The sequence below is a fragment of the Sporosarcina limicola genome (assembly GCF_014873855.1).
Lineage (GTDB): Bacteria > Bacillota > Bacilli > Bacillales_A > Planococcaceae > Sporosarcina > Sporosarcina limicola.
In genome coordinates, this window is sequence record NZ_JADBEL010000041.1 from 1 (window position 1) to 26,942 (window position 26,942).

General features: G+C 40.9%; 32 protein-coding genes and 1 pseudogene. 10 read left to right on the plus strand and 23 right to left on the minus strand.

The features are described 5' to 3' along the window. The first annotated feature begins 166 nt into the window (after nucleotides 1-166). Nucleotides 167-493: a hypothetical protein gene (locus tag H4683_RS19545; RefSeq protein WP_225942246.1), complete on the plus strand. Its 327-nt coding sequence runs from the start codon at nucleotides 167-169 to the stop codon at nucleotides 491-493. Between the two features lie 468 nt (nucleotides 494-961). Here H4683_RS19545 and H4683_RS21625 read toward each other — a convergent pair. The 6 genes and pseudogenes from H4683_RS21625 to H4683_RS19580 form a co-directional block, all read right to left on the minus strand. Further along, nucleotides 962-1,423 (minus strand): annotated as a pseudogene (locus H4683_RS21625) (ISL3 family transposase). After that, nucleotides 1,368-1,901, minus strand: a complete 534-nt coding sequence (locus tag H4683_RS19560; RefSeq protein ID WP_192600514.1) for a transposase family protein — start codon at nucleotides 1,899-1,901, stop codon at nucleotides 1,368-1,370. The pseudogene H4683_RS21625 and the gene H4683_RS19560 overlap by 56 nt, the downstream one beginning before the upstream one ends. A 316-nt stretch (nucleotides 1,902-2,217) precedes the next feature. Then, nucleotides 2,218-2,571, minus strand: coding sequence for a hypothetical protein (locus H4683_RS19565; protein ID WP_192600515.1), 354 nt, complete (start codon nucleotides 2,569-2,571; stop codon nucleotides 2,218-2,220). A gap of 707 nt (nucleotides 2,572-3,278) precedes the next feature. Then, nucleotides 3,279-3,608: a YolD-like family protein gene (locus H4683_RS19570; protein ID WP_192600516.1), complete on the minus strand. Its 330-nt coding sequence runs from the start codon at nucleotides 3,606-3,608 to the stop codon at nucleotides 3,279-3,281. 10 nt (nucleotides 3,609-3,618) lie between these two features. Then, on the minus strand, nucleotides 3,619-4,878 hold the full coding sequence (locus H4683_RS19575; protein ID WP_192600517.1) for a Y-family DNA polymerase: 1,260 nt from the start codon (nucleotides 4,876-4,878) through the stop codon (nucleotides 3,619-3,621). Continuing rightward, nucleotides 4,875-5,039 carry a transcriptional regulator gene (locus H4683_RS19580; protein WP_225942247.1) on the minus strand — a complete coding sequence of 55 codons (165 nt, stop codon included), beginning with the start codon at nucleotides 5,037-5,039 and terminating at the stop codon, nucleotides 4,875-4,877. Before H4683_RS19580 ends, H4683_RS19575 begins: the two co-directional genes overlap by 4 nt. Before the next feature lie 1,794 nt (nucleotides 5,040-6,833). On the opposite strand from H4683_RS19580, the gene H4683_RS19585 reads away from it, so the two are divergent. Beyond that, a complete protein-coding gene (locus tag H4683_RS19585) occupies nucleotides 6,834-7,079 on the plus strand; it encodes a hydrolase (protein WP_192600543.1) in 246 nt (81 codons plus the stop codon). Nucleotides 7,080-7,333: 254 nt separating this feature from the next. Here the strand turns inward: H4683_RS19585 and H4683_RS19590 are convergent, their stop codons facing one another. The 4 genes from H4683_RS19590 to H4683_RS19605 all read right to left on the minus strand — a co-directional run bounded on the left by H4683_RS19590 (nucleotide 7,334) and on the right by H4683_RS19605 (nucleotide 11,943). Continuing rightward, nucleotides 7,334-9,373 (minus strand): TRAP transporter permease, encoded by a 2,040-nt coding sequence (locus H4683_RS19590; protein WP_192600519.1) that lies wholly within the window; start codon nucleotides 9,371-9,373, stop codon nucleotides 7,334-7,336. Beyond that, nucleotides 9,360-9,887, minus strand: a complete 528-nt coding sequence (locus H4683_RS19595) for a DUF1850 domain-containing protein (protein ID WP_192600520.1) — start codon at nucleotides 9,885-9,887, stop codon at nucleotides 9,360-9,362. The genes H4683_RS19590 and H4683_RS19595 overlap by 14 nt, the downstream gene beginning before the upstream one ends. 130 nt (nucleotides 9,888-10,017) lie before the next feature. Next, nucleotides 10,018-11,055, minus strand: a complete 1,038-nt coding sequence (locus H4683_RS19600) for a TAXI family TRAP transporter solute-binding subunit (RefSeq protein WP_192600521.1) — start codon at nucleotides 11,053-11,055, stop codon at nucleotides 10,018-10,020. Nucleotides 11,056-11,358: 303 nt separating this feature from the next. Beyond that, complete coding sequence (locus H4683_RS19605; RefSeq protein WP_192600522.1) at nucleotides 11,359-11,943, minus strand: phosphatidylglycerophosphatase A family protein; 585 nt, start codon at nucleotides 11,941-11,943, stop codon at nucleotides 11,359-11,361. Between the two features lie 110 nt (nucleotides 11,944-12,053). Between H4683_RS19605 and H4683_RS19610 the strand changes: the two genes are divergently transcribed. The 3 genes from H4683_RS19610 to H4683_RS19620 all read left to right on the plus strand — a co-directional run bounded on the left by H4683_RS19610 (nucleotide 12,054) and on the right by H4683_RS19620 (nucleotide 13,817). After that, nucleotides 12,054-12,776 (plus strand): alpha/beta hydrolase, encoded by a 723-nt coding sequence (locus H4683_RS19610; RefSeq protein WP_192600523.1) that lies wholly within the window; start codon nucleotides 12,054-12,056, stop codon nucleotides 12,774-12,776. Between the two features lie 90 nt (nucleotides 12,777-12,866). Further along, nucleotides 12,867-13,382: a YjcG family protein gene (locus tag H4683_RS19615; RefSeq protein ID WP_192600524.1), complete on the plus strand. Its 516-nt coding sequence runs from the start codon at nucleotides 12,867-12,869 to the stop codon at nucleotides 13,380-13,382. A 3-nt stretch (nucleotides 13,383-13,385) separates the two neighbouring features. Then, nucleotides 13,386-13,817 (plus strand): GNAT family N-acetyltransferase, encoded by a 432-nt coding sequence (locus tag H4683_RS19620; RefSeq protein ID WP_192600525.1) that lies wholly within the window; start codon nucleotides 13,386-13,388, stop codon nucleotides 13,815-13,817. 58 nt (nucleotides 13,818-13,875) lie between these two features. On the opposite strand, the gene H4683_RS19625 is transcribed toward H4683_RS19620, so the two are convergent. From H4683_RS19625 to H4683_RS19655, 7 genes are all read right to left on the minus strand, one after another. Then, nucleotides 13,876-14,175: a hypothetical protein gene (locus tag H4683_RS19625; protein ID WP_192600526.1), complete on the minus strand. Its 300-nt coding sequence runs from the start codon at nucleotides 14,173-14,175 to the stop codon at nucleotides 13,876-13,878. 244 nt (nucleotides 14,176-14,419) lie between these two features. After that, nucleotides 14,420-14,671 (minus strand): stage VI sporulation protein F, encoded by a 252-nt coding sequence (locus tag H4683_RS19630; protein WP_192600527.1) that lies wholly within the window; start codon nucleotides 14,669-14,671, stop codon nucleotides 14,420-14,422. A gap of 16 nt (nucleotides 14,672-14,687) precedes the next feature. Then, nucleotides 14,688-14,825, minus strand: a complete 138-nt coding sequence (locus H4683_RS19635; protein ID WP_192600528.1) for a YjcZ family sporulation protein — start codon at nucleotides 14,823-14,825, stop codon at nucleotides 14,688-14,690. Between the two features lie 596 nt (nucleotides 14,826-15,421). After that, on the minus strand, nucleotides 15,422-15,784 hold the full coding sequence (gene spoVAE / locus H4683_RS19640) for a stage V sporulation protein AE (protein WP_192600529.1): 363 nt from the start codon (nucleotides 15,782-15,784) through the stop codon (nucleotides 15,422-15,424). 9 nt (nucleotides 15,785-15,793) lie between these two features. After that, nucleotides 15,794-16,795, minus strand: a complete 1,002-nt coding sequence (locus H4683_RS19645) for a beta-ketoacyl-[acyl-carrier-protein] synthase family protein (RefSeq protein WP_192600530.1) — start codon at nucleotides 16,793-16,795, stop codon at nucleotides 15,794-15,796. After that, nucleotides 16,789-17,244 (minus strand): stage V sporulation protein AC, encoded by a 456-nt coding sequence (spoVAC, locus tag H4683_RS19650; protein ID WP_192600531.1) that lies wholly within the window; start codon nucleotides 17,242-17,244, stop codon nucleotides 16,789-16,791. The genes H4683_RS19645 and spoVAC overlap by 7 nt, the downstream gene beginning before the upstream one ends. After that, a complete protein-coding gene (locus H4683_RS19655) occupies nucleotides 17,244-17,585 on the minus strand; it encodes a YhcN/YlaJ family sporulation lipoprotein (RefSeq protein WP_192600532.1) in 342 nt (113 codons plus the stop codon). Before H4683_RS19655 ends, spoVAC begins: the two co-directional genes overlap by 1 nt. A 186-nt stretch (nucleotides 17,586-17,771) precedes the next feature. On the opposite strand from H4683_RS19655, the gene H4683_RS19660 reads away from it, so the two are divergent. After that, nucleotides 17,772-18,338 carry a CotY/CotZ family spore coat protein gene (locus H4683_RS19660; protein ID WP_192600533.1) on the plus strand — a complete coding sequence of 189 codons (567 nt, stop codon included), beginning with the start codon at nucleotides 17,772-17,774 and terminating at the stop codon, nucleotides 18,336-18,338. Nucleotides 18,339-18,513: 175 nt separating this feature from the next. Here the strand turns inward: H4683_RS19660 and H4683_RS19665 are convergent, their stop codons facing one another. Both H4683_RS19665 and mgtE read right to left on the minus strand, forming a co-directional pair. Continuing rightward, nucleotides 18,514-18,945: a hypothetical protein gene (locus tag H4683_RS19665; protein ID WP_192600534.1), complete on the minus strand. Its 432-nt coding sequence runs from the start codon at nucleotides 18,943-18,945 to the stop codon at nucleotides 18,514-18,516. 274 nt (nucleotides 18,946-19,219) lie between these two features. After that, the gene (gene mgtE / locus H4683_RS19670; RefSeq protein ID WP_192600535.1) at nucleotides 19,220-20,593 is read right to left on the minus strand and encodes a magnesium transporter; all 1,374 of its coding nucleotides are present in this window, start codon (nucleotides 20,591-20,593) and stop codon (nucleotides 19,220-19,222) included. 93 nt (nucleotides 20,594-20,686) lie between these two features. Between mgtE and prpE the strand changes: the two genes are divergently transcribed. Next, on the plus strand, nucleotides 20,687-21,427 hold the full coding sequence (prpE, locus tag H4683_RS19675; protein ID WP_192600536.1) for a bis(5'-nucleosyl)-tetraphosphatase PrpE: 741 nt from the start codon (nucleotides 20,687-20,689) through the stop codon (nucleotides 21,425-21,427). On the opposite strand, the gene H4683_RS19680 is transcribed toward prpE, so the two are convergent. The 4 genes from H4683_RS19680 to H4683_RS19695 are packed head-to-tail and all read right to left on the minus strand — an operon-like array spanning nucleotide 21,411 to nucleotide 24,220. Beyond that, a complete protein-coding gene (locus H4683_RS19680) occupies nucleotides 21,411-22,346 on the minus strand; it encodes an RluA family pseudouridine synthase (RefSeq protein WP_192600537.1) in 936 nt (311 codons plus the stop codon). The genes prpE and H4683_RS19680 overlap by 17 nt on opposite strands. Beyond that, a complete protein-coding gene (locus H4683_RS19685; protein ID WP_192600538.1) occupies nucleotides 22,339-23,139 on the minus strand; it encodes an NAD kinase in 801 nt (266 codons plus the stop codon). Before H4683_RS19685 ends, H4683_RS19680 begins: the two co-directional genes overlap by 8 nt. A 3-nt stretch (nucleotides 23,140-23,142) precedes the next feature. Beyond that, entirely contained in the window at nucleotides 23,143-23,811 is a 669-nt protein-coding gene (gene yjbM, locus H4683_RS19690; RefSeq protein ID WP_192600539.1) for a GTP diphosphokinase, read from the minus strand. A 19-nt stretch (nucleotides 23,812-23,830) separates the two neighbouring features. Continuing rightward, the gene (locus H4683_RS19695; RefSeq protein ID WP_192600540.1) at nucleotides 23,831-24,220 is read right to left on the minus strand and encodes a UPF0738 family protein; all 390 of its coding nucleotides are present in this window, start codon (nucleotides 24,218-24,220) and stop codon (nucleotides 23,831-23,833) included. Between the two features lie 156 nt (nucleotides 24,221-24,376). On the opposite strand from H4683_RS19695, the gene H4683_RS22045 reads away from it, so the two are divergent. The 3 genes from H4683_RS22045 to H4683_RS19710 all read left to right on the plus strand — a co-directional run bounded on the left by H4683_RS22045 (nucleotide 24,377) and on the right by H4683_RS19710 (nucleotide 26,369). Then, nucleotides 24,377-25,069, plus strand: a complete 693-nt coding sequence (locus tag H4683_RS22045; RefSeq protein ID WP_275403101.1) for a lytic transglycosylase domain-containing protein — start codon at nucleotides 24,377-24,379, stop codon at nucleotides 25,067-25,069. Between the two features lie 104 nt (nucleotides 25,070-25,173). Continuing rightward, nucleotides 25,174-25,566 (plus strand): globin domain-containing protein, encoded by a 393-nt coding sequence (locus H4683_RS19705; RefSeq protein WP_192600541.1) that lies wholly within the window; start codon nucleotides 25,174-25,176, stop codon nucleotides 25,564-25,566. Beyond that, nucleotides 25,563-26,369: a DsbA family protein gene (locus H4683_RS19710; protein ID WP_192600542.1), complete on the plus strand. Its 807-nt coding sequence runs from the start codon at nucleotides 25,563-25,565 to the stop codon at nucleotides 26,367-26,369. Before H4683_RS19705 ends, H4683_RS19710 begins: the two co-directional genes overlap by 4 nt. The last annotated feature ends 573 nt before the right edge of the window (nucleotides 26,370-26,942 follow it).

Below are 26,942 nucleotides of genomic sequence, written 5' to 3' on the forward strand. Positions count from 1 at the left end.
GATCTGTAAAGCTCGACAATTGTTTTTTTAAAGTCATTATTATACTGTTTTCGTTTCATTCCGGACACGTCCTTCTCTTCTTTTTAGGATAGAGAATTAACTAACGTGTGTCCATACATCTATACTAACTCCAATGTATGACTTGGCAAATCTCTGGACACTCGGAATGGGCTGGATACAATTTGAGCCAGACGCCGGTAAACGAAAAAACTTTATGGATGATTATTTCAGAACAGTACTCGAGGGATACACATCCGAGACCAAAATCGAAGATTTGATGTTGGATAAATTGTCCTTATTCATCCAAATAACCCTCATAGAAAATATTGTAGATGCATTCGAGGTCATGCGGAACAACGGTGAAGTGCTGAAGTGCGATGAGGAGTTGTCATATAGCATAAAATGCCTTGAAGATGATATCCCGTATTTGGGGTTTTTCCATGAAGTTTTCTCGTGCGAAGAACCTTTCGAGTGTGAGGAACGAAATATTTAATCCACCAATTTCCGAAGATGACGACGGTGTATCGTCATCTTCAAGTTTCTATTCTTGTTTGGCTGCTTCCACATATAAAATTATTAACGACTTTCGGGAAGTGGTTGGAAAATCGCGGTATTTTTTGTCAAATACCGGCACGAAAGATGGTAGAAGTGGTAAATTCTAATGTCATTAATCAGATGCAGTCATAGACGGTCTTATTTATGGGATACACCTAGCCGAATTAATGCGGTTTTACTCATAGAACAATATCTACTCATAGAACAATAGCATGTTAGAATTTCTTATTGCGCTAAGTATACTTTTATAACCCACATGTAAATCGGTAAGTCAGTGGAAACCAAAAAGGAAATTTTAGTTTAGACTTTTTTGTCCAGATTATTTAGACTTTCTTGTTTTTGTACAAGAATTTTTTGAAATAGTAATTATTATTTAGGCTCAACACCGAAACATGTACTTGACTTTTCAACAACTTAGAAGTTCCTCGTTACATTCCAGTAAAATCCGTTGTTTGTAGTACTTCGGATTCCGAGTGAAGTAATGTCTGCCTTGCAGCGCTTTTATTTTGTTATTTCGTCCTTCCACTGCCGCGTTCGTGAAACGTAAATGATGATAATTACAAATTTATTCCTGCCAGTTGTTCATGGTTTTCAGGCAATTCTGGACAGTCGGATGATCGATTTGTTCTCCCTGTTCAATCCATCGTTCGAAGCCCTTAACAGCCAATCTATGATTGCCACAGCAGTCGTACCAAGTGATAAAAGCTTCTTTCCATTCATAAACTGCCCGTAACGTTTCCGAGTACTGAAGAAATTGGTTTACTAGTTTAGCTTCCTTTTCGGACAATTGATCTGCCCGTTTACCGATAAGCCTAAAGTTCCGTTTCAATTGTTGACGCGCATGCGAAGTCGTCAATACCCAAAACAAGCTGATTACTTTCTAAAGCCTGTTCTGTACAGACCGCTTGAACCTGCTTACATTCACCTTCCATCCATTGTTTAAAAACCCGTTCCACGGTAGTCGCAGGGGGTTGTGTCTGTTTTGCCGCATGCTTAACTGTCGCACCGACCACGTGACCTGGGAGCGATGCAACGAATTGTTTGGTGTATCGTTTTCCTGGTTCAACACATGCATAGTCAAAAATAAAAGTAGCCCCGCATGGCTTACACAACAGTCGGATTGTAGGGAGACAAAGGAATACACGCCGACCGAAGGCTGGAAGATGACGTACTGTTCGTTGATAAGCAATACCCTTATGGATAACGTCCTCTCCTAGGCAGTGAGGACACTTTTGGAAACGATCAGCAGGATCTGCATGAACAAAAAAGTCTTCTAGGATACGTTCGACATTGGAAATAACTAGCTCTGTTAAATCAAGAAGAAGAGTGGTAAAATGGGAGTTCATCTGTATACCTCTTTCGTTGTTGGGTCGTACTTTCAACTATAGAGGATACAGGTGTTTTTTGTATAATTTTTTATGTCAAGTACAGACTTTGGTGTTGAGCCATAAATCTAGGTGAAAATGTTATCAAAAATAAAAATGCACACCACTAAAATTTACTTTTAGTAATGTGCATTTTTATAATGTGTGTAACATTATAAACAAGCTATGATGTAATAAAACATCATGTACAATTACTTGTCTTTAATCTTACAGAGTAATGGCCGCCTTTAATTTTTTTAGTCTTGTTATCATCAACACTTCAGTAATTTGGATTCCCTTACATTTCCCCCCACGGAGGCGGCATACCTCCGCGATAGATTAATCCACCATACACTGCCCATTGTTTGTTCTCGGGGTATGGGTTGTCGTCGAAGTGGCTAATTCTTAAGAAATTAAGATTTCCCCCATAACCCATGGCATCTTGATAATAAATTTGCTGGGCTGGTACATCATAAATAATTCTTGTTATTTCAACATATTTCCACTGTGGAATGTGTCGGTTCTCTGTTGTCATATCGACAGATGATATAGATAAATCTGATGCTGCGGATACTTGGTTAAAGCCTAGGCCAAACGACATCAATAAAATCAGACCTATTAATCCGACAATACTTTTCTTCAACTTCCTCATAAAAACTCCTCCTACTTTTTTTAGAATTTGCGCAAACTCTTAAATATCCTATTCTATCAAGTGAAAAGAGAAACCTCTATTCACCATGAAAATATATCCAAAGTAGTATCTAATCGACATTTTATATCTTTATTCGACAATGAATTTATAGGCATTTAAGCGTATTTCATAAACTAACAGATAAGACTTAAAAATAGTTAAATGAGCCCCCAAGAAAATGGCAACGAAATAACCGATATTTACATTTACTTATGCATCTTTCCTACGCTGATCAATGATAACTTTAAGGGATAAGGCATCATCAGTCGACAACTTACCCGTCTTAAGTGGATGGATGACACCTAATCGAGCGTGTTCAAAAAGCCATGATTTTCATAAAAAAAAACGCACCTTTGCTAAAAATGGTAAAATGGGAGTGACAAAACAACCAAAAATACCATTATGCGAGGTGCGTTTCCATGGATTTACAGTTAGAACTGCTTCCTTACCACTAGCGGTTTTGACGTGGAACTCATTGATTACATCAATCACGTGGACGATTCCGTTGTTGAGGAAAAATTGAACAACCACCTGCTAAATTAGGTGGAATCTAATTGGTACACTAATATCCGTTCGCACAGTACACTAGGCTATCTTAGTCCGGTTGCCTATAAAAAAATCGCCTTACTAATATTGTTTGATTTAGTGTTGACATACCAGACTTCATTTCAATCTACACAATGGACACTGACGATATCTGAAACATATAAACGTTCAATTTCGAACGGATCTTGTAACATCACACACTCTGCGCTTGAATCAATTCCTTCTATAACTCCTTGGTACGGGATAATTCGTCCATTAACCCAGGTCCTCACAAGTGTTTCGCTTTTTCTTTTAAGAGCCACATCTAATTCTTCCTGGATTATTTGGAGATCCCATTCGGTTAATTTTGGTCGTTCAACTAGGTCATCCTCGCCCCCCCACTTCCGTAACTCGGATAGATGTTCTGGTAACATCATAGCATTCCATTTGATATTTCCGCGATCACGAATCATGTCATTCCTCCTACCCTTTGTGGCCCCCAACTAATTTGGACCGTTTAATGGCTGTCCCCGCTTCTGTATAAGAAACTGCACGAAGAACAGCAGTAGATCCGTATTTGTTTCTAAGTGCATCCATCGTTTGTCCGATTTTTCGGTTGCGCCATTTATGTTCATCAAACAGACTGATCTGTATGGAATGCTCATCTTCTAGCTTAGTGATTGATAATGATATCTGACGCACTGGCCGACCGTCATGGAACTCGTCTAATAACTCTTTGCAAACCTCATAAATTTTCATTGTGTCATTTGTTGCCCCACCTATTGTGCGAGACCGTTGAAAACTACCACCTAAAGTATTTCTGCTGTATCCGATACCAAGCGATATCGTCCGTCCAGCCTGTTGTTTTTCCCGTACTTTCCTTGCGACATCTTCGCACATTTCCAAAAGCACCACATTTATCTCTGTTCGTGTATTGTAATCGCGCATAAGAATTTGACTCTTCCCATAACTGACTTGCCCTTGCATGTGGGATAAGCCTATTTCCGAGAGGTCTATCCCCCATGCATGATAAAAGTACTGGTTTCCCATTACGCCAAACTTCTTTTCGAGCGTTTGTAAATCAGCATGAGCCAGGTCACCAACCGAAAATAAACCCATACCATTCAAAGATATCTGCGTTTGTCGACCAATCCCCCACATTTCACTTAACGGTGATACGGACCATAATTTCTTCGACACATCATCAAACGTCCATTTCGCAAAACCTGTTTTCTTTGCTTCCAAATCAAGTGCTAATTTCGCCATCAACATGTTTGGACCCATACCGGCCGTCGATGGTAAATTTAGCGTCTCATATATTTCCGCTTGTATATCTTTAATGGTTTGCGCTGGATCACCCCATAACTTTTCGGTTCCAGAAAGGTCAACAAATGATTCATCGACCGAATAGACAAGTATGGATTTAACTGGGACGTATTTATGAAGAATACGTGTGATAGACATCGATATATCTAAAAAATATGCCATTTTCGGTTCAAACAAACGAATGTCTGGATGATGTGGAATTTCGTACAATCGGGTACCTGTCTTTACACCAAATCGTGTCTTCATGGGTGGAGATGCGGCTAATACTACACTCCCCTTTTGCTCAAAGTTACCTACAACCGCAATCGGCACTGTTCGGACATCCAAATTGTGCAATGAGGCCATGCAGCTTGCATAAAAACTCATCATATCGATACAAGCAATTTTTCGGTTTGGAAATTTACTATAGTCAATCATATAACAATCCGTTCTCTTTTAATGACAGGAGCAAGTGCTAAGACCTTATCAATCCGAAAAACACGTTTGGATTTCCGAAGAAAACAGTATGCATGAAACGAATTCCCACCAACTTCCAACCACTTAATCCTCCGTCTGCTGATTGTCCCATCTTTTTCCATGTATCTCATATCCAGGACTTGATTAACTGATTACGCACATCCGTTCCCTCCTCTTGTTTATAGTATGCGGAATGAGTGTTCTTATTGCAAGTGGAAAAAATTAGTATTATAGACCCTTCCCTTCACTAATGGGTTTATGAAGCTGCGAGCTATGTAATTCTTTTAAATTCGAAATTTCTCTATTGTTTTTGCTAATTAAGTTAGCATTTTATTGTTTATCTTTACCTCCTATTTTCGTGAAAATAAAAAGAACGCTCGGGTGGACGTCTTTTGCTTTAAGCTAATTTAATTTTCTTGCGGACAACTGGACAACATTATTGACAAACATCGTTTTCCATTTCACTAAAACCTTATTTTGGAGTTAGTATAGATATATGGACACTTTTTTAATTGGACAAATAAAAAAGACGGCCTACCCACTAATCTGTGGACAGGTCGCTTTTTCGATAAACGATCTCCTCTTGTTCAAATAATGCACTCCTTACTGGAATATCTTTAAATTCTTTAAATTTTTTCAATGGATAATCTCAAATGATACCATGAACTGTGAACATTTAACGACTGTCTAATCAATTATTCAATCTATTTTTAATTAAGTGGACTGAATAGTAAGACAGTGTTATATTACATATATGCCCAAAAAGTAACGAAAAGGTAAGTAATGATTTATGATGCTCACATAATTCCATACATCATACTTGTACAGGTGTCAGAGATAAATAAGGCGTCTGATCTTTATGAAAGTAACAATAAATGGACAGACCTTCTCTTTACACGAGTAAAAAACCAATTATTCATATTTTTTCGGTATTTACCATCATGAAAAGACATATACATATTAAATTACACATATACATAGAAAAAGGGTTTTCTATCTAATTTATTAACCCTTTAAAAACTGAAGTATGATTTAATGGAGATTTTGTATGGCGGAACCGTTGGTCATTTCCAAATGAATGGAGGTGAAAACCAATGACAACATATGAAATACTAAGCTTACTCATTCTACTATCTGGTGGATGGTTAACTTTTATGTCAGTGTCGTTGTCAGCCATCTTTTTCTTGTCACGAAAGAAGTAACCGCCCTCCATTGGCAGAAGTGTGGACAATTACTTCTTCTTTTTCGACCAAATGTTTTATCTACCAAACATTTTAATCCGTCGTACAATGTACAAAATCGGCCCTGATTTCATCTTACAGTTTACTATTAACGGACTGAGTGCTCAAACACTCAGTCCGTTTTTTCATTGTATGTCAACTCTTTTATTATATGTTAAGTTGCCTAAAAAAGTACAATACTATGAATCTTAATGTTTTTGATAACTTAGATATGTGCATTCAGGCTTGCTTTTACTTTGATTTTATTTACCACGCTGATCAACGATGACTTTAAGAGCGAGTGCATCGTCAAGCGATAGCTTGGCTGGCCTTAAATCAGTAAGCTATTTATTAGCGATTGTTCCATCTTTAACGACATTGGATAAGAACTGCTCGTAGGCCGTTTTAAGTGTGGCTGAACTCGGATTAAATTATGCGGATAAAGCCTGTTCTGTACAGACTGCTTGATCACTTAGTCCATTATTAACCTCTCCTTAAGGGGATTTTCTGAAATTGTGCCATTACTCACCGTCATTTGTACAATCTCTTTTCATTTTGAAACCATATGTTATTGATGTAAGGCTGGCTTTACAAAACAGAAAGGAGGTCTTGAAAATGAGTAAATGTAGTAAATATTGTGAATGTGTTAAACACACTAGATGCGTTAAACGCGGTATATGTGATCCATGTGAGCAGATAAAACATCCTGATAAATTTGTCAAACACTGTAAAGGTTGCGTTTGTGATCAATTAAGACGATTACAAACACAGACTGAGGTTGATGTTTTCTTATCAGGTGGTCAGGTGTTAGAGGATGTTGTTTTTGTTTCCTTTAACCGGAATACTTGTTGTGCATTCTTTAGTGATCCAACAACAGAACCTGGTTCAACACTTATCGTAGACTGCCAAGATATTCAAGCTATTCGAATAGAGGCAGACTGAGTTATAAAGAGGGTCTCTTTCTTTATGGAAGAGACCCTTCTCAGGATAATAAAAGCAGCAGCCGATTAGGAAAGCCTTACGCTTCGAATAGTTCGTGAGGTTGGAATACGAAAGAAAAGGGGTATGTATGAAGAGAGGACACTACTCCTTGATAACAGCGTTGTCTTGCAAAAAAGAGAGCATCCTTCATCTGTTTTTGCCACAAAAATCCCCTCGCCATATATGAACTGGCGAAGGGGATTTTTTCTTTCTATTTAAACCGCAACCATTTTTTCACTTTTATCATCTTTATCACGTGATAGCCACTGAATTGCAAAGAGGATACCGAACGCGATAAGGCCGACAATGTCCGTAAGCGTTTCAGGGTAGATTAACAGCAACCCAGTCCCAACCGTAAGAATCCGTTCAATCCAATTGCATTTCCTATACCAATAACCGATCATTCCTGCACCAATTGCAGTCATACCAATGATTGCCGTGAAGACGACCCAAATGATTTCAGGAATCGAGGCACCTATCATGAGCATGGCAGGATTAAACACGAACATGTATGGGATGATGAACGCTGCGATGGCGAGTTTGGCTGCCACAACACCGGTTTTGATTGGATCTCCACCAGATACGCCTGCTGCTGCGAATGCTGCAAGGGCGACCGGTGGTGTGATATCTGCGATGATTCCGAAATAGAAGACGAATAGATGTGCTGATATGGCGACGACAATCGGAACTGTTGCATCCGGATTATCAAGCATAAGCAACGTGATAATCGCCGGTGCTGCAATCGTTGATGTAATAACATAGTTCGCCGTTGTCGGAGAACCCATACCAAGAACGATTGCTGCGAGCATTGTAAAGAATAACGTCAGGAAAATGTTTCCGCCTGATGCCGAAATGAGTCCTGTTGCAAGGCCTAAACCGAGTCCAGTCTTCACGACAACACCTACGATAATCCCTGCACATGCCGTGGCAGCCGCAACAGCAAGCGCAGTACGTGCACCGTCTACAAGTGCGTCAATCATATCTTTAAAGCCTAGGCGTGTTGCCTTATCGAATGAACTAACAACAATCGTTAAAACAATTCCCCATAAGGCTGCTTGCATTGTTGGAATACCTATCAATAGGAATACGATGATCCCTAAAATGGGTAAAAGTAAATAAATCTTTTTCAAAACTGCTTTTCGGTCAGGAAGTTGGTCTTTCGTCATTCCTTTAAGACCTACCCGCTTCGCTTCAAAATGCGTCATAATCCAAATTCCTGTGAAATAAAGAAGTGCCGGAATCGCGGCTGCCTTGGCAATTTGCCAATAGGTCACACCACCAATGAATTCAACCATTAAGAATGCTGCAGCCCCCATGATTGGTGGCATGAGCTGTCCGCCTGTGGATGCAGCTGCTTCTACTCCACCAGCAAATTCTTTCTTATATCCAAGTTTTTTCATCATCGGAATCGTATATGAACCCGAAGTAACAACGTTCGCAACAGAACTTCCCGAGATTGTCCCTTGGAGTGCGCTTGAGAAAATGGCGACTTTCGCTGGTCCGCCAACAAGACGGCCTGCCAAAACGACAGCCAGATCATTAAAGTAATTACCGACGCCTGTCTTGACAAGGAATGCACCGAACAATAAGAATACGAATATGAATGTCGCCGAAACACTCAGCGGCGTTCCTAAAATTCCATCTGTTGTAAAGAACATGAGTTGGACAACACTCTCCAAATCTTGACCGCGGTGGCCAAGGAATCCTGGGAAGTAAGGACCAAAAAATGCATACATAAGAAAAATACCCGATATGATTGTAATTGGTATTCCGACAGCACGTCTTGCCGCCTCTAGCGTAAGTAATATTGCAATGACTCCGACGACCATATCCAAATCGGACACCCTACCAACACGGAAAACCAACTCATGAATATTAAGCGGCCAATAGAGTCCAACACCTATCGAAAGTAGCGATAAAATAATATCATAGAATGGCACTTTATTACGCTTCTCGCCTACTCTTTTCTTTGCAGGAAATAGTATGAAAATAAGCGATAATGCAAAGCCCAAGTGAATCGAGCGTTGTATGAAAGCCGTGAATTGCCCGAAAATACCAGTATATAATTGGAATAGGGAAAAAGAGAGTAATCCGACGAACACGATTTTTTTAATAATGCCGCTAACATCACGGGTATTTGACTCTGGGTCATACTTTTTCAAAATTGCCTGTTGTTCTTCCTCAGAAAGCATGGCGAACTCTTCCCCTTGCGGATCAATCAGTTGCTCATCTATCCGCCCTTTATCTTTTGCCATTCAAACAGTCTCCTTTCATCATTTCATAGATTGATAATTTAACAACAGCGAACGTGTATGATTTCCCCCGCTCTAACTGTTTTTTTAAGTCTAACTCATTTCCCGCGTAGCGGAAAGCTAAATCTGCATCCACATCTCCAACAATCATCGTGAACGAATCAATCACCTTGTCATCATAAGTAAGCGTATACAATCCGTCTTTCACAGAAAGCTTTTCACCCTCTTCTGCATGGCCCGGCAATCCAATTCCGACATCCTCATATTGCATCGACAACAAGCGGATAATTCCTTCTTCAGTCGCTTCATACGTTTCGATGACATCCGACAAATGGATGGAGTGAACGTAACGGATTTGGAATCCATACTCGTCCCCAAGAGGTAAATAAAATAGTCTCGGTTGTTCCGTACGGTATTCAGTAAAGATGAACGCCTGTTTTAAAGGCAGGAAAAAAAAGATGAGGGCTAGTAGGAGTAGTAACACAAGTGTGAGCAGTATACTATTCTTTTTCGTCATCTGCCTCACCACCTCCTTCTATCCGTGATTGAAAAAGAGGACACAGTTTGATGGCAATAGTAGAATAAAAGAATGGGACGGCTGAAGCACTGCACTGCACTGCGCTTCACCGCCCCGTTCTCAGTTACTCTTATTTATTCACTTCGTCAAAATACTTTTGAGCCCCAGCGTGAACTGGAATTCCGATTCCATCAAGGCCTGTTTCCGCTTTGATGAATTTCCCTTTAGCATGTTGTAATTTCGAAGCATTATCATAAATTGCCTTTGTGATTTTATAAACAAGATCTTCTGGTACATCGTTTTGGATGACAAGCATAGCACCTACAGAAACAGCAGGTGTTTTTTCAACCATACCGTATGTTCCAGCAGGAATCATTTCTTTTGCGTAGTAAGGGTATTTCTTGATCAATTCATCTGCTTTTGCATCTTCAACCGGAACGATGAATACTTTCTTCACAGCATGCAAACCTTCAACAGCACCAGTTGGTGTTCCTGCCGTGATGAATGCTGCGTCAATTTGACCTGATTGCAAACTTTCCTGTGATTCGCCAAAATCCAAGTTTTGAACTTTAACATCGTCCATGGACAAACCGTGGATTTCAAGAAGTTGTTCAGCATTCGCATACGTACCTGATCCAGGTGCGCCAACTGATACTTTCTTTCCTTTCAAATCTTCAAATGATTTGATGCCTGTACTTTCAAGTGTTACAAGTTGAACCGTTTCAGGATAAAGATTACCAATTGCCGATACATTATCAATCACTTCTCCGTCAAACATCAATTCACCTTTTGAAGCGTAGTAAGCGATATCCGTTTGAACGAAAGCGATTTCTTTCTTGCCATCTTTTAATGCAGTCATGTTAGCCGCAGACGCTTGGGATACTTCAGCAGTCGTATTGATGCCTGTAGCCTCTTTTATGAAATTGGCGAACGATCCCCCTAGTGGATAATAGGTTCCTTGTACTCCACCTGTCATAATGCTTAGGAATTCATAATCTTCTTTCTTTTCTGTGCTTTCTTTCGTGCTTTCTTTCGTGCTTTCTTTCGTGCTTTCTTTCGTGCTTTCTTTCGTCTTTTCTTTGTCCCCGTCGCCCGAGTTACATGCCGATAATACGAGTAGTGCGATTATCGTCATGAATGCGAATATGCGAATTTTGCTTTTCTTCATAGTATAATTCCTCCCCTTTTTCTGTTTGTGAAATAAACCCAACCACCATTTTAACACGAAGACTGTCTAGAATGTCAAACAACTTTTTAAAAAGTTCATATATTTTGCAGGCTTCTACATTGATTTATCCATCTTTCCAAAAAAAAACAGCCAAAATGGTAACTACTTTTGGCTGTTTCCGATTACTTATATCCGCCGGAGGCTTCAACTTTAGTCAGCAAGGATTTGATTCCCCACTGAATTGTCTACATACTTTTCAAACTCTTACCACTTATTGAAACGGTTGAATTCTGCTGAATAAAGTTAGATTTTAGCACCCTTCACTCTCGTTTCAGGCATTGTATCTTCAGGTTTAATGTCCTCGAACGTTTCACCGGCTTCTTCAAGGTCACGCGTTCTATGTGCGATTCGGGATGCCGCGCATGCCGCGATACTGGCGACTAAGTCATCGAGGAACGTATGGATTCCATTTCCCTGTTTCGTATCTAGTTCTTTAATGATGCCCGTTTTGTTTTTATCGAGATGACCGAATGTCGTTACTGCTATTGAACCGTAGGTAAACACGGAGCCAAGTGCAATGGTTTCATCCACTCCGAAAAGTCCTTCATCAGATTCAACGATTTGTTGCAGCGGTTGAGACAGTTTCCCTTGCTCTGCAAGTTCATCTAACTCAATTCCAACTAAAATCGCATGTTGAAGTTCCCGTTTCCGGAGTACGCCTTTAATCGATTCGATACAATGAGCCATTTCGAGTCCTTCATTATATGGTCGTTGCATTTCATAGACGATTTCCGCGATAGCTTCCAGTGTTACCCCACGACGTAGTAAGGCCTCTCTTGTTGCTTCTGCTACAACTTTTGAATGGACAACCTTCGTATTATCGAACATCTACCCTCAACTCCTTTTTTAATTTTTGGTAATTGCAATGGTTCCATTATACCTGTTCCTACCGATATGATACAATTTCAATACACATCTATTGTGAGGAGGCTCCATGAATGAAACAAGGCAAAATTGAAGATATAACGTTCTACAGCAAAGAGTTGGATGAAGAAATGCAATTGCTTATCCATTTACCCCATAACTATTCACCACTCTATAAATACTCGGTGCTTATCGCATCTGACGGGAAAGATTATTTCCAATTCGGACGGATCGGGCGGGTAATTGATGAATTGATTGATGCGAAAGAAATCGAAAATGTCATTGTTGTTGGTGTCCCTTATAAGAGTGTCACAGAACGGAGGCGAATGTATCATACTGAAGGAGATCGCCGCGATGCGTATATCCGTTTTCTTGCGCATGAACTCGTTCCATACATTGACGCCAATTATCCAACGTACCAAATCGGTGCCGGTAGGGGGCTGATTGGAGATTCACTTGCCGCAACGATTTCACTTCTTACTGCATTGAAATATCCAAATTGTTTCGGGAAAGTGATCCTTCATTCCCCTTATGTTGATGACTTGGTGCTAAATCAGGTGGAAGCCATGGAAGATGCTTCTCATTTCTCGATTTATCATGTTATCGGCGAAGGTGAAACCGAAGTGAAGACTACGGTGGATGGCGTTCAAGATTTCCTCACACCAAACCGGGTACTAAAAGATTTGATAGAAAGAAAAGGGTTCCCATACTTCTATGAAGAATTCAAAGGGGACCACACTTGGAAGCATTGGCAACCTGATGTTCGGCGAGCAATTCAAATGGTTTACAGTCATTAATTCAGATAAAACCGACATCGGTCCATGAATTCTGGTATACTCATTACTATATAGTCATTACCAAACATTCTCACTAGGAGGTTTTTCATTATGAAATTTGGCATTGTTGTATTCCCATCAAAAAAACTCCAAGACCTTGCGAACGCTTATCGGAAACGGTATGACCCACATTATGCACTTATCACACCGCATATGACGGTTAAAGATGTATTCGAAGCGAACGAACAAGAAATTAAAGATGTTGCAAAAGCGATTAAAGAAGTCGCGAAAAAACACAGTCCGTTCGAGTTGAACGTTTCAAAAGTGGGTACATTCGCACCTATCACAAATACAATTTACTTCAAAGCTACTACCAATGATGATTTACTTGCATTGCACAAAGATCTGAATTATGACTTCTTTGGTGCCGAGTCTGAGTTTGCTTTCGTACCCCATATAACAATTGCGCAGAAACTTTCTTCAGGTGAACACGATGACATTATCGGACAACTCAAAATGGTAGGTGTCGATCATACTGAAACAGTTGATCGACTACATCTTCTTTACCAACTTGAAGACGGTTCTTGGACGGTTTATGAAACATTCCGACTCGATGAGGATAACTAAAGGTTGTTCACAGTAAGAATCGCGACTTCTGACCTTGAACGGGAAGATGCATATTCCGTCAGAAGCAAAGTATTCGTAGAAGAACAAGGGGTACCGATTTTTCTTGAACTTGATGATTTCGATAATACCGCCGCGCATTTCATCGTCTATTCGAATGAGACACCGATTGGCGCAGGTCGGTTCCGGGAAATCAATGAGGGGATCGGAAAAGTTGAACGTGTTTGTGTATTGAAAGAATACAGAGGTAAGCATTTAGGTAATCTCGTGATGCATGCATTTGAAGAACATGCAATATCGACAAGTATGAACAAAATTATTCTAAATGCCCAATCTTATGCCGTCCCATTTTATGAAAAGTTAGGGTATGTCATTACCTCTCCAGAATTTTTGGACGCGGATATACCACATCGCGCTATGGAAAAAGTACTAAAATAAAAAAAGGTCCGCTTTGCTTAGACAAGCTTAGCGGACCTTTTTTTATCTGGTTTAATTTTCATATATAAGCATTTACAGCTAGCCCTTTTCCGACTACTAGGGCAATGGCTGGTGAAAGATTAACAGGATTCGGGTAGATGAATCCTTTATAAGATGAAAGAGGTGATACGACAACAGGCTCTACCTCCTCATTCTTTCCTCCCTTTTGATGAAACGACTCACTTAGTGCATCCGAAAAATCCGAACTTAATTGCACTTTTCCAACTCTGTCGATGTATGCGAAATCATATGACTCCATTGCCATACGGTTTGCATATTGTTGTGATTGGATTGGCTGAATTGGTAGTATATAGCCCATTATTACACCCCGTTTCAAAATAGTTCGACTCTAGTTACTATTATATGTTGAAATAAAGGATTCTATTGAATCCACAACGGCACTAGTGAAGGATTGAACTAACATCCTTCCTTGGGGATGCCTTCCCCCTTGGAAAACGCCTTCGCCTAGTTTATATAGTTATTCATATGTTCAACTTATATAGTACTATACCCCTGTCATTGCAATGGTAAACATATTAATTTAAACTTCTCTGAATCCTTCATTATCTACCAAGCATATCCTGGATGTCTTTAATATTTACAGCCTTTCCATCCGATAAGATGGATCGTACGAGTTCATCTTCTGTATGTTGTGGTATATCTTTTCTTGCCATACTGCCTACTTTCTGTATAATCTTCCTCACTTGACGCTCATCACCAAAATCGGCAAATTGAATCGCATTTGCAAGCGCGAATACTTCCTCCATCGGGACGCCTGTTTTTGATTCTATTTTCCGGAAAAATGAATCATTCATCTATTACTCTCCCTTCTTAAACGAAACAACTGCCTACAATAATTAGCAAGATGAAAAGAACAACTATCAGAACGAAAGTCGAACCGCCGTAAGAACCTCTTCCTCCGTCATAACCGCCATGACCGACTCCACATGGATTGCATCCTCCAAACATGAAAATCCCCTCCTTCCTTCTACATATCCTATGCGGATTGAGAAGGAAAGAAGGGGCGCTTGCATACATTTTTAAAATTTCCTTAATCAAATACGCCAAGGCGTATTTGCGTCCAGATTTTGAATTGAGCTTGCTCAATTCACTCCCTTCAAAATCTGTGACATCCGCTGGAGGCTTTGGGCCAACAGGGAAGGATTGGACTTCATCCTTCCTTGTTGGTTACTCAGGGAGGGGAAGGATTGGACTTCATCCTTCCTTGTTGGTTACTCAGGGAGGGGAAGGATTGAACTTCATCCTTCCTTGTTGGTTACTCAGGGGGAAGGATTGGACTTCATCCTTCCTTGTTGGTTACTCAGGGGGGAAGGATTGAACTTCATCCCTCTTTGTTGGTTACTCAGGGGAAGAATTGAACTTCATCCCTCTTTGTTGCCGCAGGACGAATAGGACTACGCTTCGTAGGCTGCTTCGGCGATCTTAGTCTGAATCCCGCACAATTCAGCAGGGGTTTGAACCCCCAACTGAATTGTCTACACACTTTGCATTCATCTCATCACTTATTGAAGTGGAATACTTCTGCTAAATGGAGTTAATTTGAATCAGACATTACCTTTTGGCTTGAAAATGATAGCTGCAATGAAACCAAACAGAATAGCAGAGCTAATACCGGAACTTGTCACTTCAAACATACCTGTCAAAACACCAATCAGGCCATGTTTTTCCGCTTCTGCCAGTGCACCATGCGTTAAAGAATTGCCAAAGGATGTAATTGGAATTGTTGCACCTGCTCCTGCAAAATCGATAAGTGGCTCATACAGACCTAATCCGTCCAATATAGAACCAGCAACGACTAATAGACAAAGCGTATGTGCCGGCGTCAGTTTTGCCACGTCGAATAACAGCTGGCCAATAACGCAAATTAGTCCCCCCACAATAAAAGCCGTAATGTAAATTGAACTCATATACCCCACTCATTTCATCGTTAATTCGATTGCATGTGCAATACATGGAATCGTATCTTCTTGCTGAAACGACATTGGTGACAATAGTGCACCCGTCGCTATCAAGAGGACTCGCTTATATTTTCCTATCTTCATTTTTTCAAAGATTTCCGAGAAATAAATTGCAGCTGAACAGCCTGCTCCACTGGCGCCTGCTAAAAATGAAGGATCCTTTCCGTAAAACTCCGCACCTGCATCACGGAAATTCTTCGTATCGTCGATTCCCTTGTTAGCAACCAATTTTTTATAAAGTTCAAACCCTGTCTTGCCAAGATCCCCTGTCATGATAACGTCATAATCATTGACACTTGTCCCATGGCCTGAGAGATGGCGGGTAAGAGTATCTGCTGCTGCCGGCGCCATTGCCGCCCCCATATTGAAAGGATCGGTCATCCCTAGGTCAGTTACACATCCAATCGTTGCACATTCAATAGAAGGAAAACCCTTTTTATGTGGCGTAATTGCTGCTACCCCCGCTGCGGTTACCGTCCATTGTGCCGTTGCAGGCTTCTGCGAACCGTACTCTACCGGATAGCGGAATTGCCTTTCAATTGCATTATGCTGACTGGCCGCACCGGCAATTGCAATTTCGGACATCCCCACTTCAGTTAATAATGCCGCAAGGATAAGTGACGATACCGATGTTGCACAGGCTGAAAATAATCCGATATATGGAATACCCATTGTCGTTGCGCAAAAATTGGAAGGTGTCATTTGATTAACAAGATCACCAATCAGCAAGTAATCGGCATCACTTGGCAAAGAATCGATTTTACTTAATGCAATCATACATGCATCTTCCATCATTTTTGCGTGGGCATGTTCATTTGTTTCTAAGCCACAGCGTTCATCATCATAGACTTTATCAAATTTATCTTTAAACGAGCTTTTCTTTTCCAAGGGGCCTGCTGTCACGCCGGTTGCCGAGATTGAAGGTAGCGTCTTGAACGTCAGAAGACCGCGCCCTACCATGAGACGACCCCTAGTTTAACAAGAATTGTCTTGATAAGGGCAACAACAAATGCGGAAAAAACACCAAACAGAATGACAGAACCCGCGAGCTTAAACATGTTACTACCAACACCAAGAACATAGCCTTCAGACTTGTGTTCGATTGCGGCAGAAATGACAGCATTGCCGAAACCGGTTATCGGAACTGCACTTCCAGCTCCTCCAAACTGTCCGATTTTCTTATAAAGTCCAAACCCCGTTAATAACATTGAGAAAAAAATCATCGTTGCCACCGTTGGATTGCTTGCGGTCCGTTCTGTGAAATCGAAATACGTCATATAAAAGAGCGCAACAAATTGAGCAACAAGACAGATTATACCGCCTGTCAGGAATGCTTTCAGGATGTTTTTCATCAATGGAATTTTCGGAGAAATTTCCTGCTCTAACTTCGCATATTTCTTTTCGTCCATTAAGTCTCTTCCTTTATAAGTGATTTTAGTTTCTTAATTTTCTTGCTCACTTTTTCTTGTTTCTTCATGTCCATCAACTTATTCATTTCCATCAGGATTTTATTATCCACCGATACCGTGACATTCAATTCTGGATAGTATTCTTTCAGTTTTTTCTCCAACTCCTTGCCGATTTTACGTTTACTGAACCTCGAGAACGTCTTCATTCTCACAGCTGTCAATAGCTCTCTTTCATGGAATAGTACGGCGGCAGACTTAATACGCTCATCTTTCGTGAGCAGTTCTTTGATTTTCACTGGATCTTCGCTTGAATTGTTTTGGACTCGGATATCATTTTTCACATTGGAACAACCCAAAAGCAAAAAAACTATGATGATTAGTAAACCAAATTTCCGAATGTTCATCCCCTCCATTTTTTCTCAGTATGCCTTTCTCGCCTCTACTTTATTCATGACCGGTGTATCTGCCCTGACTCGAAGGAATCTACCGCATAAAGTATAGAGAATTGAGAGAAGGAGGTGAAATAAATGGGATGTGGAAGACCTGAAGAGGTTGGCGGAAATCGCGGCAATGATAACTGTATTTGTGAGGTAGTTCGCGCAATCAGACGTATACAGGACGTTCGTCAAGACTTTGATTGTGACGATTGCAGAACTGACTGTTTCACGGCTCCGCTTGGCTCTATTGTTAATCCATCACGCGCTCGGGCTAATACACGGGTATTCATGCTATTGACAGATGACGGTAATCCTTTCAAAGCAATGTTCAGACGTGAAAGAAGGCATCGAGAACATGATAGGGAAAGAGAAGTAACCGCAGTACAATCACATGATAAGGATTGCAACAGCTGTTTCTCGGTGTTTTTCAGAGTGCAGAATGTTTTCGATAACTGTTGTGCGACATTACAAGTTCTGGAACCACGAAACGCAAGAGGTAGAAGAGTAGATATCATTAAAAATGGCAAGATTGATTTTGATGCATTGTGTGAGGTAGAAAGATTTGAAGCTACAGGTTCATGTATTACAGTCGACTTGAAATGTTTCTGCGGAATCCAATGTATTAAAGACGTGTTCATCGATTGTGACGATTTTTAATCGTTCACCTGCAATGCTCAGATTGCCTAATTGGTTTGTTCCAATTAGGCAATCTTTTTTACCTACCCTTTATTAACGGTAAATAGTCGTTAGCACCGTAAGGAAACACGGATTACGTTGATGACAGTAAAATAAACAAAAGGCAGGACGGTTACTCCCGTCCTGCCTTTTGTTTTTAATTCCCATCGAATGGATTGCCACGCCAAAGAATTTCTTCAATCCTTGCCATTTCCACAGCTATGATTTCTTTTTCCCCTTCATTAGTTCCAATCAAAACCGTTTCTCCCTCAATCTTTTCAATTGTTCCTGTCAATGTTCTATCACCTAAAACAAACTGAAGAGGGTGGTATACTTGCCGGGAAAACGGTGTGCCCAGATAAGTAATCCTTCTTATAACCGACTGATTAGTGCCTTTAACTAGGGACGTATCCTCTACTCCTAACTCAAACCTCACTTGCTCCCCTTGTTCCTTCTCTTCAGGTTCCTCTGACCCTTCTCCGTTCAACAGATAAATTGACGTGCTTTCCTCGAAATGGACGAACACCTTATGGAAAACGGGTGGCCCCTGAATAAACAACAGCGGTTCATTTTTTAATATAATCAGCACATCCCTTTTTTAACATAGTATATGCGCCCATTTTTGTAGATGTTCATGAAAAAAATGCGCAAGGCGCCCGATAGTGAATGCAGACTAAGTTCATCCACATCGTGTAGAAACGACTGCATGACCTACATCGAGTGGGTCTCTATCAAGTAGGAGAGATGAAGTTCGACCCTTGCATTGAAAAAAATGGAGTAATTACGCCTTTTGACTTTATCCTTAGTTCTGAAGCGACTAGAGGGGCCTAGCATCTGGACAAAAAAAACACTCTTCATCAGATCTAAAGATCACCAATGAAAAGTGTTGCCAAACCTAGATAGATAATAATACTAATAACGTCATTCAGTGTCGTGATGAAAGGACCTGATGCGACAGCTGGATCAACTTTCATCCTATGCATAAACAACGGGATGAAAGTCCCAGAAATTGTTGCTACAAAAATGGAGACAAAGATAGCTGCACCAACAAGAAGGCCAATGATAAATTCTTGTTTCCATATATAAATAAGACCAACAACAAATAGTGCACAAACTAGGCCGGTAATGAGACCCGTTCCCGCTTCCCTAAGAAGTAACTTAACTTTACTTTCGTCCTCAATATCCCGCGTTGCAATACCACGTACCGCAACAGCTAGTGCTTGAGTTCCACTGTTTCCAGCAGTCCCAGCAATGAGAGGTATAAAAGCCGCAAGAAGTGCTACTTTCGAAATTGTTTCTGTAAATAAATCAATCAAGTTCGCTGTAAGCATCCCTAAAACTAATAGGATAAGAAGCCACGGAAGTCTCTTTTTAGCAGCAGAAAGCGAGTTTTTATCGAACGTATCCATATTGGAAACACCAGCAAGTTTCGAGTAGTCATCAGATGCTTCCTCATCGAGAACATCGATAATATCATCGACAGTAATTATCCCTAGAATATGCTGCTGGAAATCGACGACCGGCATAGCTAGTAAATTATAATCTTTCATCATTCTTGCAACTTCTTCCTGATCTTCAGAGACGAGTACATTGACGACACGTTCACTCATAATTGTACTTATAAGCGTATCTTCATGCGCAATGATTAAATCACGAAGTGAAACGACGCCTGTCAACCGGTTATCATAATCCACAACAAACACGTAGTAGATCGTTTCCGCTCCAGGTGCTTCGTTACGCAGAATGGTCATTGCGGAACTGACTGTCGAGTTCTGCGGAATGGTGACGAATTCTGTTGTCATAATCGAACCGGCCGTATACTCCTCGTAGTGGAGAAGCGCTTTAATTTCAGCAGCGGATTCTTTATTCATCAAGGTCAAATAACTGACAACCTGCGATTTATCGAGTTCATTCAGGACATCTACCGCGTTATCTACGAACATGTACGAAATCATGTCTGCAGCATACGTCGTGTCCATCTCCTGAAGGAACTGTTTATACTCATGTTCGTCGATTTCACTTGTCTCGAAAATCTCGGCGAGCTCTTTTGGCGATAGATAGTGATACATGATTTTTCGTAGTTCTAACTCTACTTTCTCGTAAAAAATTGCCCTGTCATACGGATGAAGGAGTAGATACTCATTTCGAAAAGCCCTAATATCGTGAGTAAAGAGAGCCTCTTTTAATTTTTCTTCGTTAAAAATAATATCGTCTTTGTAGTCATCTTTTACATTCATGGCTACACCTTCCTTTCAATTTCCGCCATGCATTAATGGAGTAAATGAGGGTATTATAAGATAATACATACTGCTAAAAAGGGTGATGACTAGATGAAATACGATATTATCGGGGATATTCACGGTTGTTATGATGAATTCCTGTCGTTGATTCGTAAGCTTGGGTATTCGATGAGAAATGGTATTCCACTCCATCCAGACCATAGACAGCTTGCATTTGTCGGGGATGCGATGGACAGGGGTCCCAATTCACTCAAGATATTGAATCTTTTGTTTGAAATCCAAGATGCGGGTACACTCTTTTATTCCCCAGGAAATCATTGCAATAAACTTTACCGGTTCGCAAAAGGAAATCATGTACAACTTGCTCATGGATTAGAAACGACAGTAGCAGAACTCAACACATTCTCAAAAGAGAAACGTAAACATTTCCTTAACAGGTATCGCCAATTTTACGAAGCCTTGCCGTACTATCATACAATGAACAATGGTAATCTCATCGTCGTACATGCGGGTATACGCGAAGAAATGATCGGTGCCCCTTATTCCGAAGAAATTCGTGTATTTGTTCTCTACGGAGACATTACGGGTGGAAAGTTGCCGGATGGTAGACCTATTCGTCGCGACTGGGCCACACATTATAAAGGTGATGCGTTCATCGTTTATGGTCACACGCCTGTTGAGAAAGCCCGTTTTGTCAACAACACCGTAAATATTGACACCGGTTGTGTTTTTGGTGGAAAACTAATGGCACTCCGCTATCCTGAATTAGAGGTCGTTTCCGTACCTTCTTTACAACCCTTCATCCCCGAGAAATTTACTCAATTCGATTGATTTCATTGTAGGTCAAGGCCTGCATATCCTGTGAAACATCACTTTTGAATTCCAACTTCTCACCTGTTAGTGGGTGTGTAAAACTGATTTTCGCACAGTGCAACGCCTGTCGCCCCATCAATTGATGTGTACTGCCGTATAGATCATCTCCAACTACAGGATGGCCTGCCCACTGCATATGAACCCGAATTTGATGAGTCCTTCCTGTATGAAGAACAAGTGCAATTTTCGTGAAATAATGGCCTTCTTTCTTAAATTGGCCTAAGACTTCTACATCTGTTCGAGCATATTGACCATCCTTTCGTACAATCCGTTCCATGATACTACCGTCTTTTCTACCAATTGGTTCTTCGATAATGAACTGATTTGACGCTAATTGTCCCTCTACAAACGCGAGATACTGACGATAAAAACCGGAAGCAATCATCTGTTCACTAAGGAGGTGATGAATATGCCTGTTTTTTGCAATGCAAATTAAACCGGAAGTATCTCGGTCAAGTCGCGTAACGATATGTACTGTAGCTGGTAGCTTCTCGCGTGCAAATTTCCCAGCAACACTATTCGCAACCGTGCCAACAGGATGATCACGTGATGGAATTGTGCTTTGGCCTGGTGGTTTATCGACCATCATGAGCACTTCATCTTCATAAATAATGGTTAGTTTTCCGTCTTCGGGATACAAACCAGCACTTGGCTGTTCCGGCGGGAAAACGACGACAACTACATCCCCTGCACACAATGGATGGCGCACAGTTCGCTCAATGCCATTCACCTCTATGCTTCCCCCACCATACTTCGTTGCAGTCAATGTCCTTTTCGAAATTCCTTTTGAATGGAGGAATTCGCGTAGGAGGAGGCCGTCTTCATCCACAGGGTAAACGAGGCGGAAACGTAAATCTTTCCCATTCAATTCACACATCACTATCTATAAAAGAATCATGCACACGTTTCCAGAACGGGAAAGTACGGAAACGGGCAAAACGGACCTCTTCTTCTGCCACTTTATATTCGATTGATTTCACATCTTTATGGAGAATTTGTAAATGATCTACCGTCACCATAAAGTCAGGTCCTTTCACGGGGGTTAACACGCATTTGTGATGGGCAGGCAACACAAGTGGTGCACCTACCGTTCTGAATACTCGATTGTTAATGGATGCCATTTCAGTGAGTTGTATCGCTGGTAATGACGGATGGATAATTGCTCCCCCAAGTGCTTTATTATATGCTGTTGATCCGGAAGGTGTCGACATACATAATCCATCGCCGCGAAAACGTTCGAAATGTTCACCATTGAGTTCTACATCCATAACAAGTGTTACTTCAGGGGACTTCACTGTCGATTCATTCAACGCGAGAAAAGTAGCCGTTTTTTTTTCATTTTGATAATTAATTACTACCTCAAGGAGTGGATACTCAATCACTTTGAATTCTTTTCGCGAGATGGAAATGACAAGTTTTTCAATTTCAACTGGCTTCCAATCTGCGTAGAACCCGAGATGCCCTGTATGAATTCCAACAAACGCTGTTTCTTTTAGACGATGTTGATACTTATGAAAGCCATGGAGAAGCGTTCCATCCCCGCCAATCGATAAGACAATTTCAGGTTCTTCTTCATCGAAAATGAGGCCGAAATCTATCAAATACCCCTTAGCTTCATTCATTAGCTTATTCGATATTTCGTCATTTCGCGATTGGATTGTAAATTTCATACTTCACTCCCCTTTCCGTTTTTTCTTCCCATAACTTCTCGTAGCCGTTTCTTTGAAAGCACTGAAATATTGTTGTGCATCTTGAATTTCATCACGGATTTGCGACATTTCTTCATCCAATTGGAATGCTGCTTCTGCCGCTCGCTCAAGACGGTGACTGATTTCAACTGGCATCTCCCCCTCGTATTTATAGTTCAAGGAATGTTCAATAGATGCCCAAAAATTCATCGCTAACGTTCTTATCTGTATTTCTGCAAAAATTGTCTTTTCTCCGTTAATTGTCTGTACTGGATACTTGATAATCATATGATAGGACCGATAACCACTCGGTTTTTTATTTGAAATATAATCACGTTCCTCAATTATTTCAAGGTCTTTTCGCTGTCGCAATATTTCAACCACGGTACCGATATCATCTACGAAAGGGCACATCAACCGAAGTCCCGCAATATCAGGCAATTCAGCAGCCAGTTCTGTTGACGGTTCAAATGGAATCCCTTTTTCTAATGTCTTGTCATAGATACTTGCGAGCGGCTTCACCCTGCCTGTCACGAATTCAACAGGTGTGTGTGTGTCTTCTAACTCATACTGAACACGTAACCCTTTGAGTTTCACTTTCAATTCATCGACAGCTTGCTTATAAGGTGCAAGAAACTGACTCCACTGCTTCATCTGGACCCCTCCCAGCTGTTTATTCTACATGTTGAAGTATCGAGCTGAATGCTTGCTCGACGGCTGAAGAAAAAGTTTCCCCATAATTATCATTTCCTTCAATATTATAAATCAGCATCGTCAGTTCGTCTCGGAATCCGATTAATGAAACTAATCTTTCCTTAAAAGAGAGAACCGGATCCATTTCCGACTGAAGCGCTTCCACCATGAGTGGCCATACTTCTTGCGTAAAATGGATATAATGATATCCTTCCTCTTCTTCAAAAAGATAGACAAACGAATATTCATCTGAATCTGTAATCATCTTTCCGGATGGGGCTCCTTTAAGACTTTCCCCTGTTTCAGCCAGTATAAAACGGATTTCTTCTCCATTTAGGTTACCACTGTCAATTCGATGTTGTATACGCACAATCTCGTCTTCCCTTCACGTGTTGTTATGTATAGTTTACCATATGAAACTCGGCCTTGCAGTCTGAAGTATGCGTTTTTACACATTAATTGATATACTCAATGTAGATAGATATTTTATATGGTACCAATACCTAATTGACAGAGAGGACAGATTATGATGGATACTCGAACAATGCTTACACTAATGGAGATCAATGCACTGCAGTCATTCGGCACAGCGCAAACATACACTGGACAAAATAGCTCATCAGCTTCCCTGTTTAGTATGATGCTAGAAGATTTTTCAGATAGTTCATCAATAACTAACCCACTATCTTCCGTTTCATCATCCTTGATTGGAAATACCTACCAGACAGAAGGTTTACGTTATAACGGTATAAATGAGGTCTTCAAACCTTCTACTCTATCAACTAGCTTCACTGCATCACAACAAATTTCTTCAATTTCTTCTGAAAATATAGCGAGGGACGATGGTCAATATACAGATATTATTAAACAGGCCGCTGCCAAATATGGCCTACCTGACAAACTGGTTGCTTCCGTCATTCGACAAGAATCGAATTTCAACAATAGCGTTATCAGTCATGCGGGTGCGGTGGGGCTTATGCAACTGATGCCAGGAACGGCAAAATTTATTGGTGTCGCGGATCGTACAGACCCTGTCCAGAACGTAATGGGCGGGACAAAATATTTAAAAACGATGCTCAATCAATTCGACGGAAATCTCGAACTGGCCCTAGCAGCCTACAATGCAGGGCCTGGAAACGTTAAGAAATACGGCGGAATTCCCCCTTTCAAAGAAACGCAACAATACGTAAAAAAAGTATTAGGCTATTTCAATAGTTAGGTTGGTATTCCAACTAGTGGATTACCCAGCGAGCGGTTCAGTTGTGAAAAGGATGTTGGGTTGGTAGAATGTCAATACAGTCAGAGCAAAGGAGATTGACATAAATGACTCGAAAACCTTTGATCCCTTATGAGGAGATCGGTGCTGAAAAATTGTCGGAACTTATCGATCTATTTTATGCTAAAGTAGCCGTACACCCGGACTTATACCCGATTTTCCCGGATGACCTGACAGAAACAGCACGAAGGCAAAAACAATTTCAAACACAATATTTAGGCGGACCCAATTTATATACTGAAGAACATGGTCATCCCATGATGAAAGCACGCCATATGCCCTTTCACATCACACCAGTCAGAGCGGAAGCATGGCTTTCCTGTATGGCGGATGCGATGGATGAGGTCGGATTTGAAGGGAATTTACGTGAAATGTATTTCAAACGCCTCGTTTTGACTGCCAATCATATGGTGAACAGGAACGAGGAGGGGAGCTCGTGAATCGACGAACTTTACTGGAGAGTCCAATTGGCCCTTCCCCCTACGCGAGACCTATCGAATTGTATGTTTTCATCGATCCTTTATCTGAGGATTGCTGGTCACTACAGCCGCTTTTACGGAAATTGCAAGTCGAGTATGAACAATATTTCAAACTCCGCATTGCACTACGTACGCCACTTCCTACAATGAATTTAAAATGCATCCCTAACAATGAGGATGCGAAGGCTTGCGATAAAACGCATTCGACTTTTCCAAGCATCGCAGTGAAAGCCGCGGAGTTCCAGGGGAAACGTGCAGGATTTCGATTTTTATCAAAGATGTTAGAATATTCATTTTTAAAATCAAGAAATGTATCCTCTTTTTCAGTACTTATTGAAATTGCTACAAAGATCAATCTTGATGTAGACGAGTTTATCAGTGATTTTTCGTCCCAAAATGTTCTCCGTTCTTTGCAAGTCGATTTATATTTAGCAAAAGAGATGGAAGTCGATAAAGCACCTACATTCGTTTTCTTTAATGAAAACATTGAAGATGAAGGATTGAAAGTGGGCGGCTTATATGGATACGATGTATATGAACGGATTTTGGAGGAATTAGTTGGCGAAAGAATCATACCCGATATTCCACCTATTCTCGAAGATCTGTTCCAACGTTTCGATACGCTTTCTACAAAAGAAATAGCAGGCATCTACGGCATCTCCGAAAGCTCCGCAGAACGCGAATTAAAGAAACGTCTCCTTCAACAACATGTTGAACGGATACCTTTCCAAGATATGACACTCTGGCGTAAAAAACAGAGATGATACTAGAAGGCCGCCTTACTGACTAGGATTTTCTGGTTAGTTGGGTAGCTTTTTTTGATTTCTGGGGGTTGGTATGACAAATCACGCGTGCCCTTATAGTTTCACGAATTGCCATGACAGTTTTTCGCGTTGCCCTCACAGTTTCGCGAATTGCCATGACAGTTTTTCACTTTGCCCTTACAGTTTCACGAATTGCCATGACAGTTCCGGCGCGCCATTACAGTTTTTCGCTTTGCCCTCACAGTTTCACGAATTGCCATGACAGTTCCGGCGCGCCATTACAGTTTTTCGCGTTGCCCTCACAGTTTCACGAATTGCCATGACAGTTTCGGCGCGCAATTACAGTTTTCCGCGTTGCCCTCACAGTTTCGCGAATTGCCATGACAGTTTCGGCGCGCCATTACAGTTTTCCGCGTTGCCCTCACAGTTTCGCGAATTGCCATGACAGTTTCGGCGCGCCATTACAGTTTTCCGCGTTGCCCTTACAGTTTCACGAATTGCCATGACAGTTCCGGCGCGCCATTACAGTTTTCCGCGTCGCCCTTACAGTTTCACGAATTGCCATGACAGTTC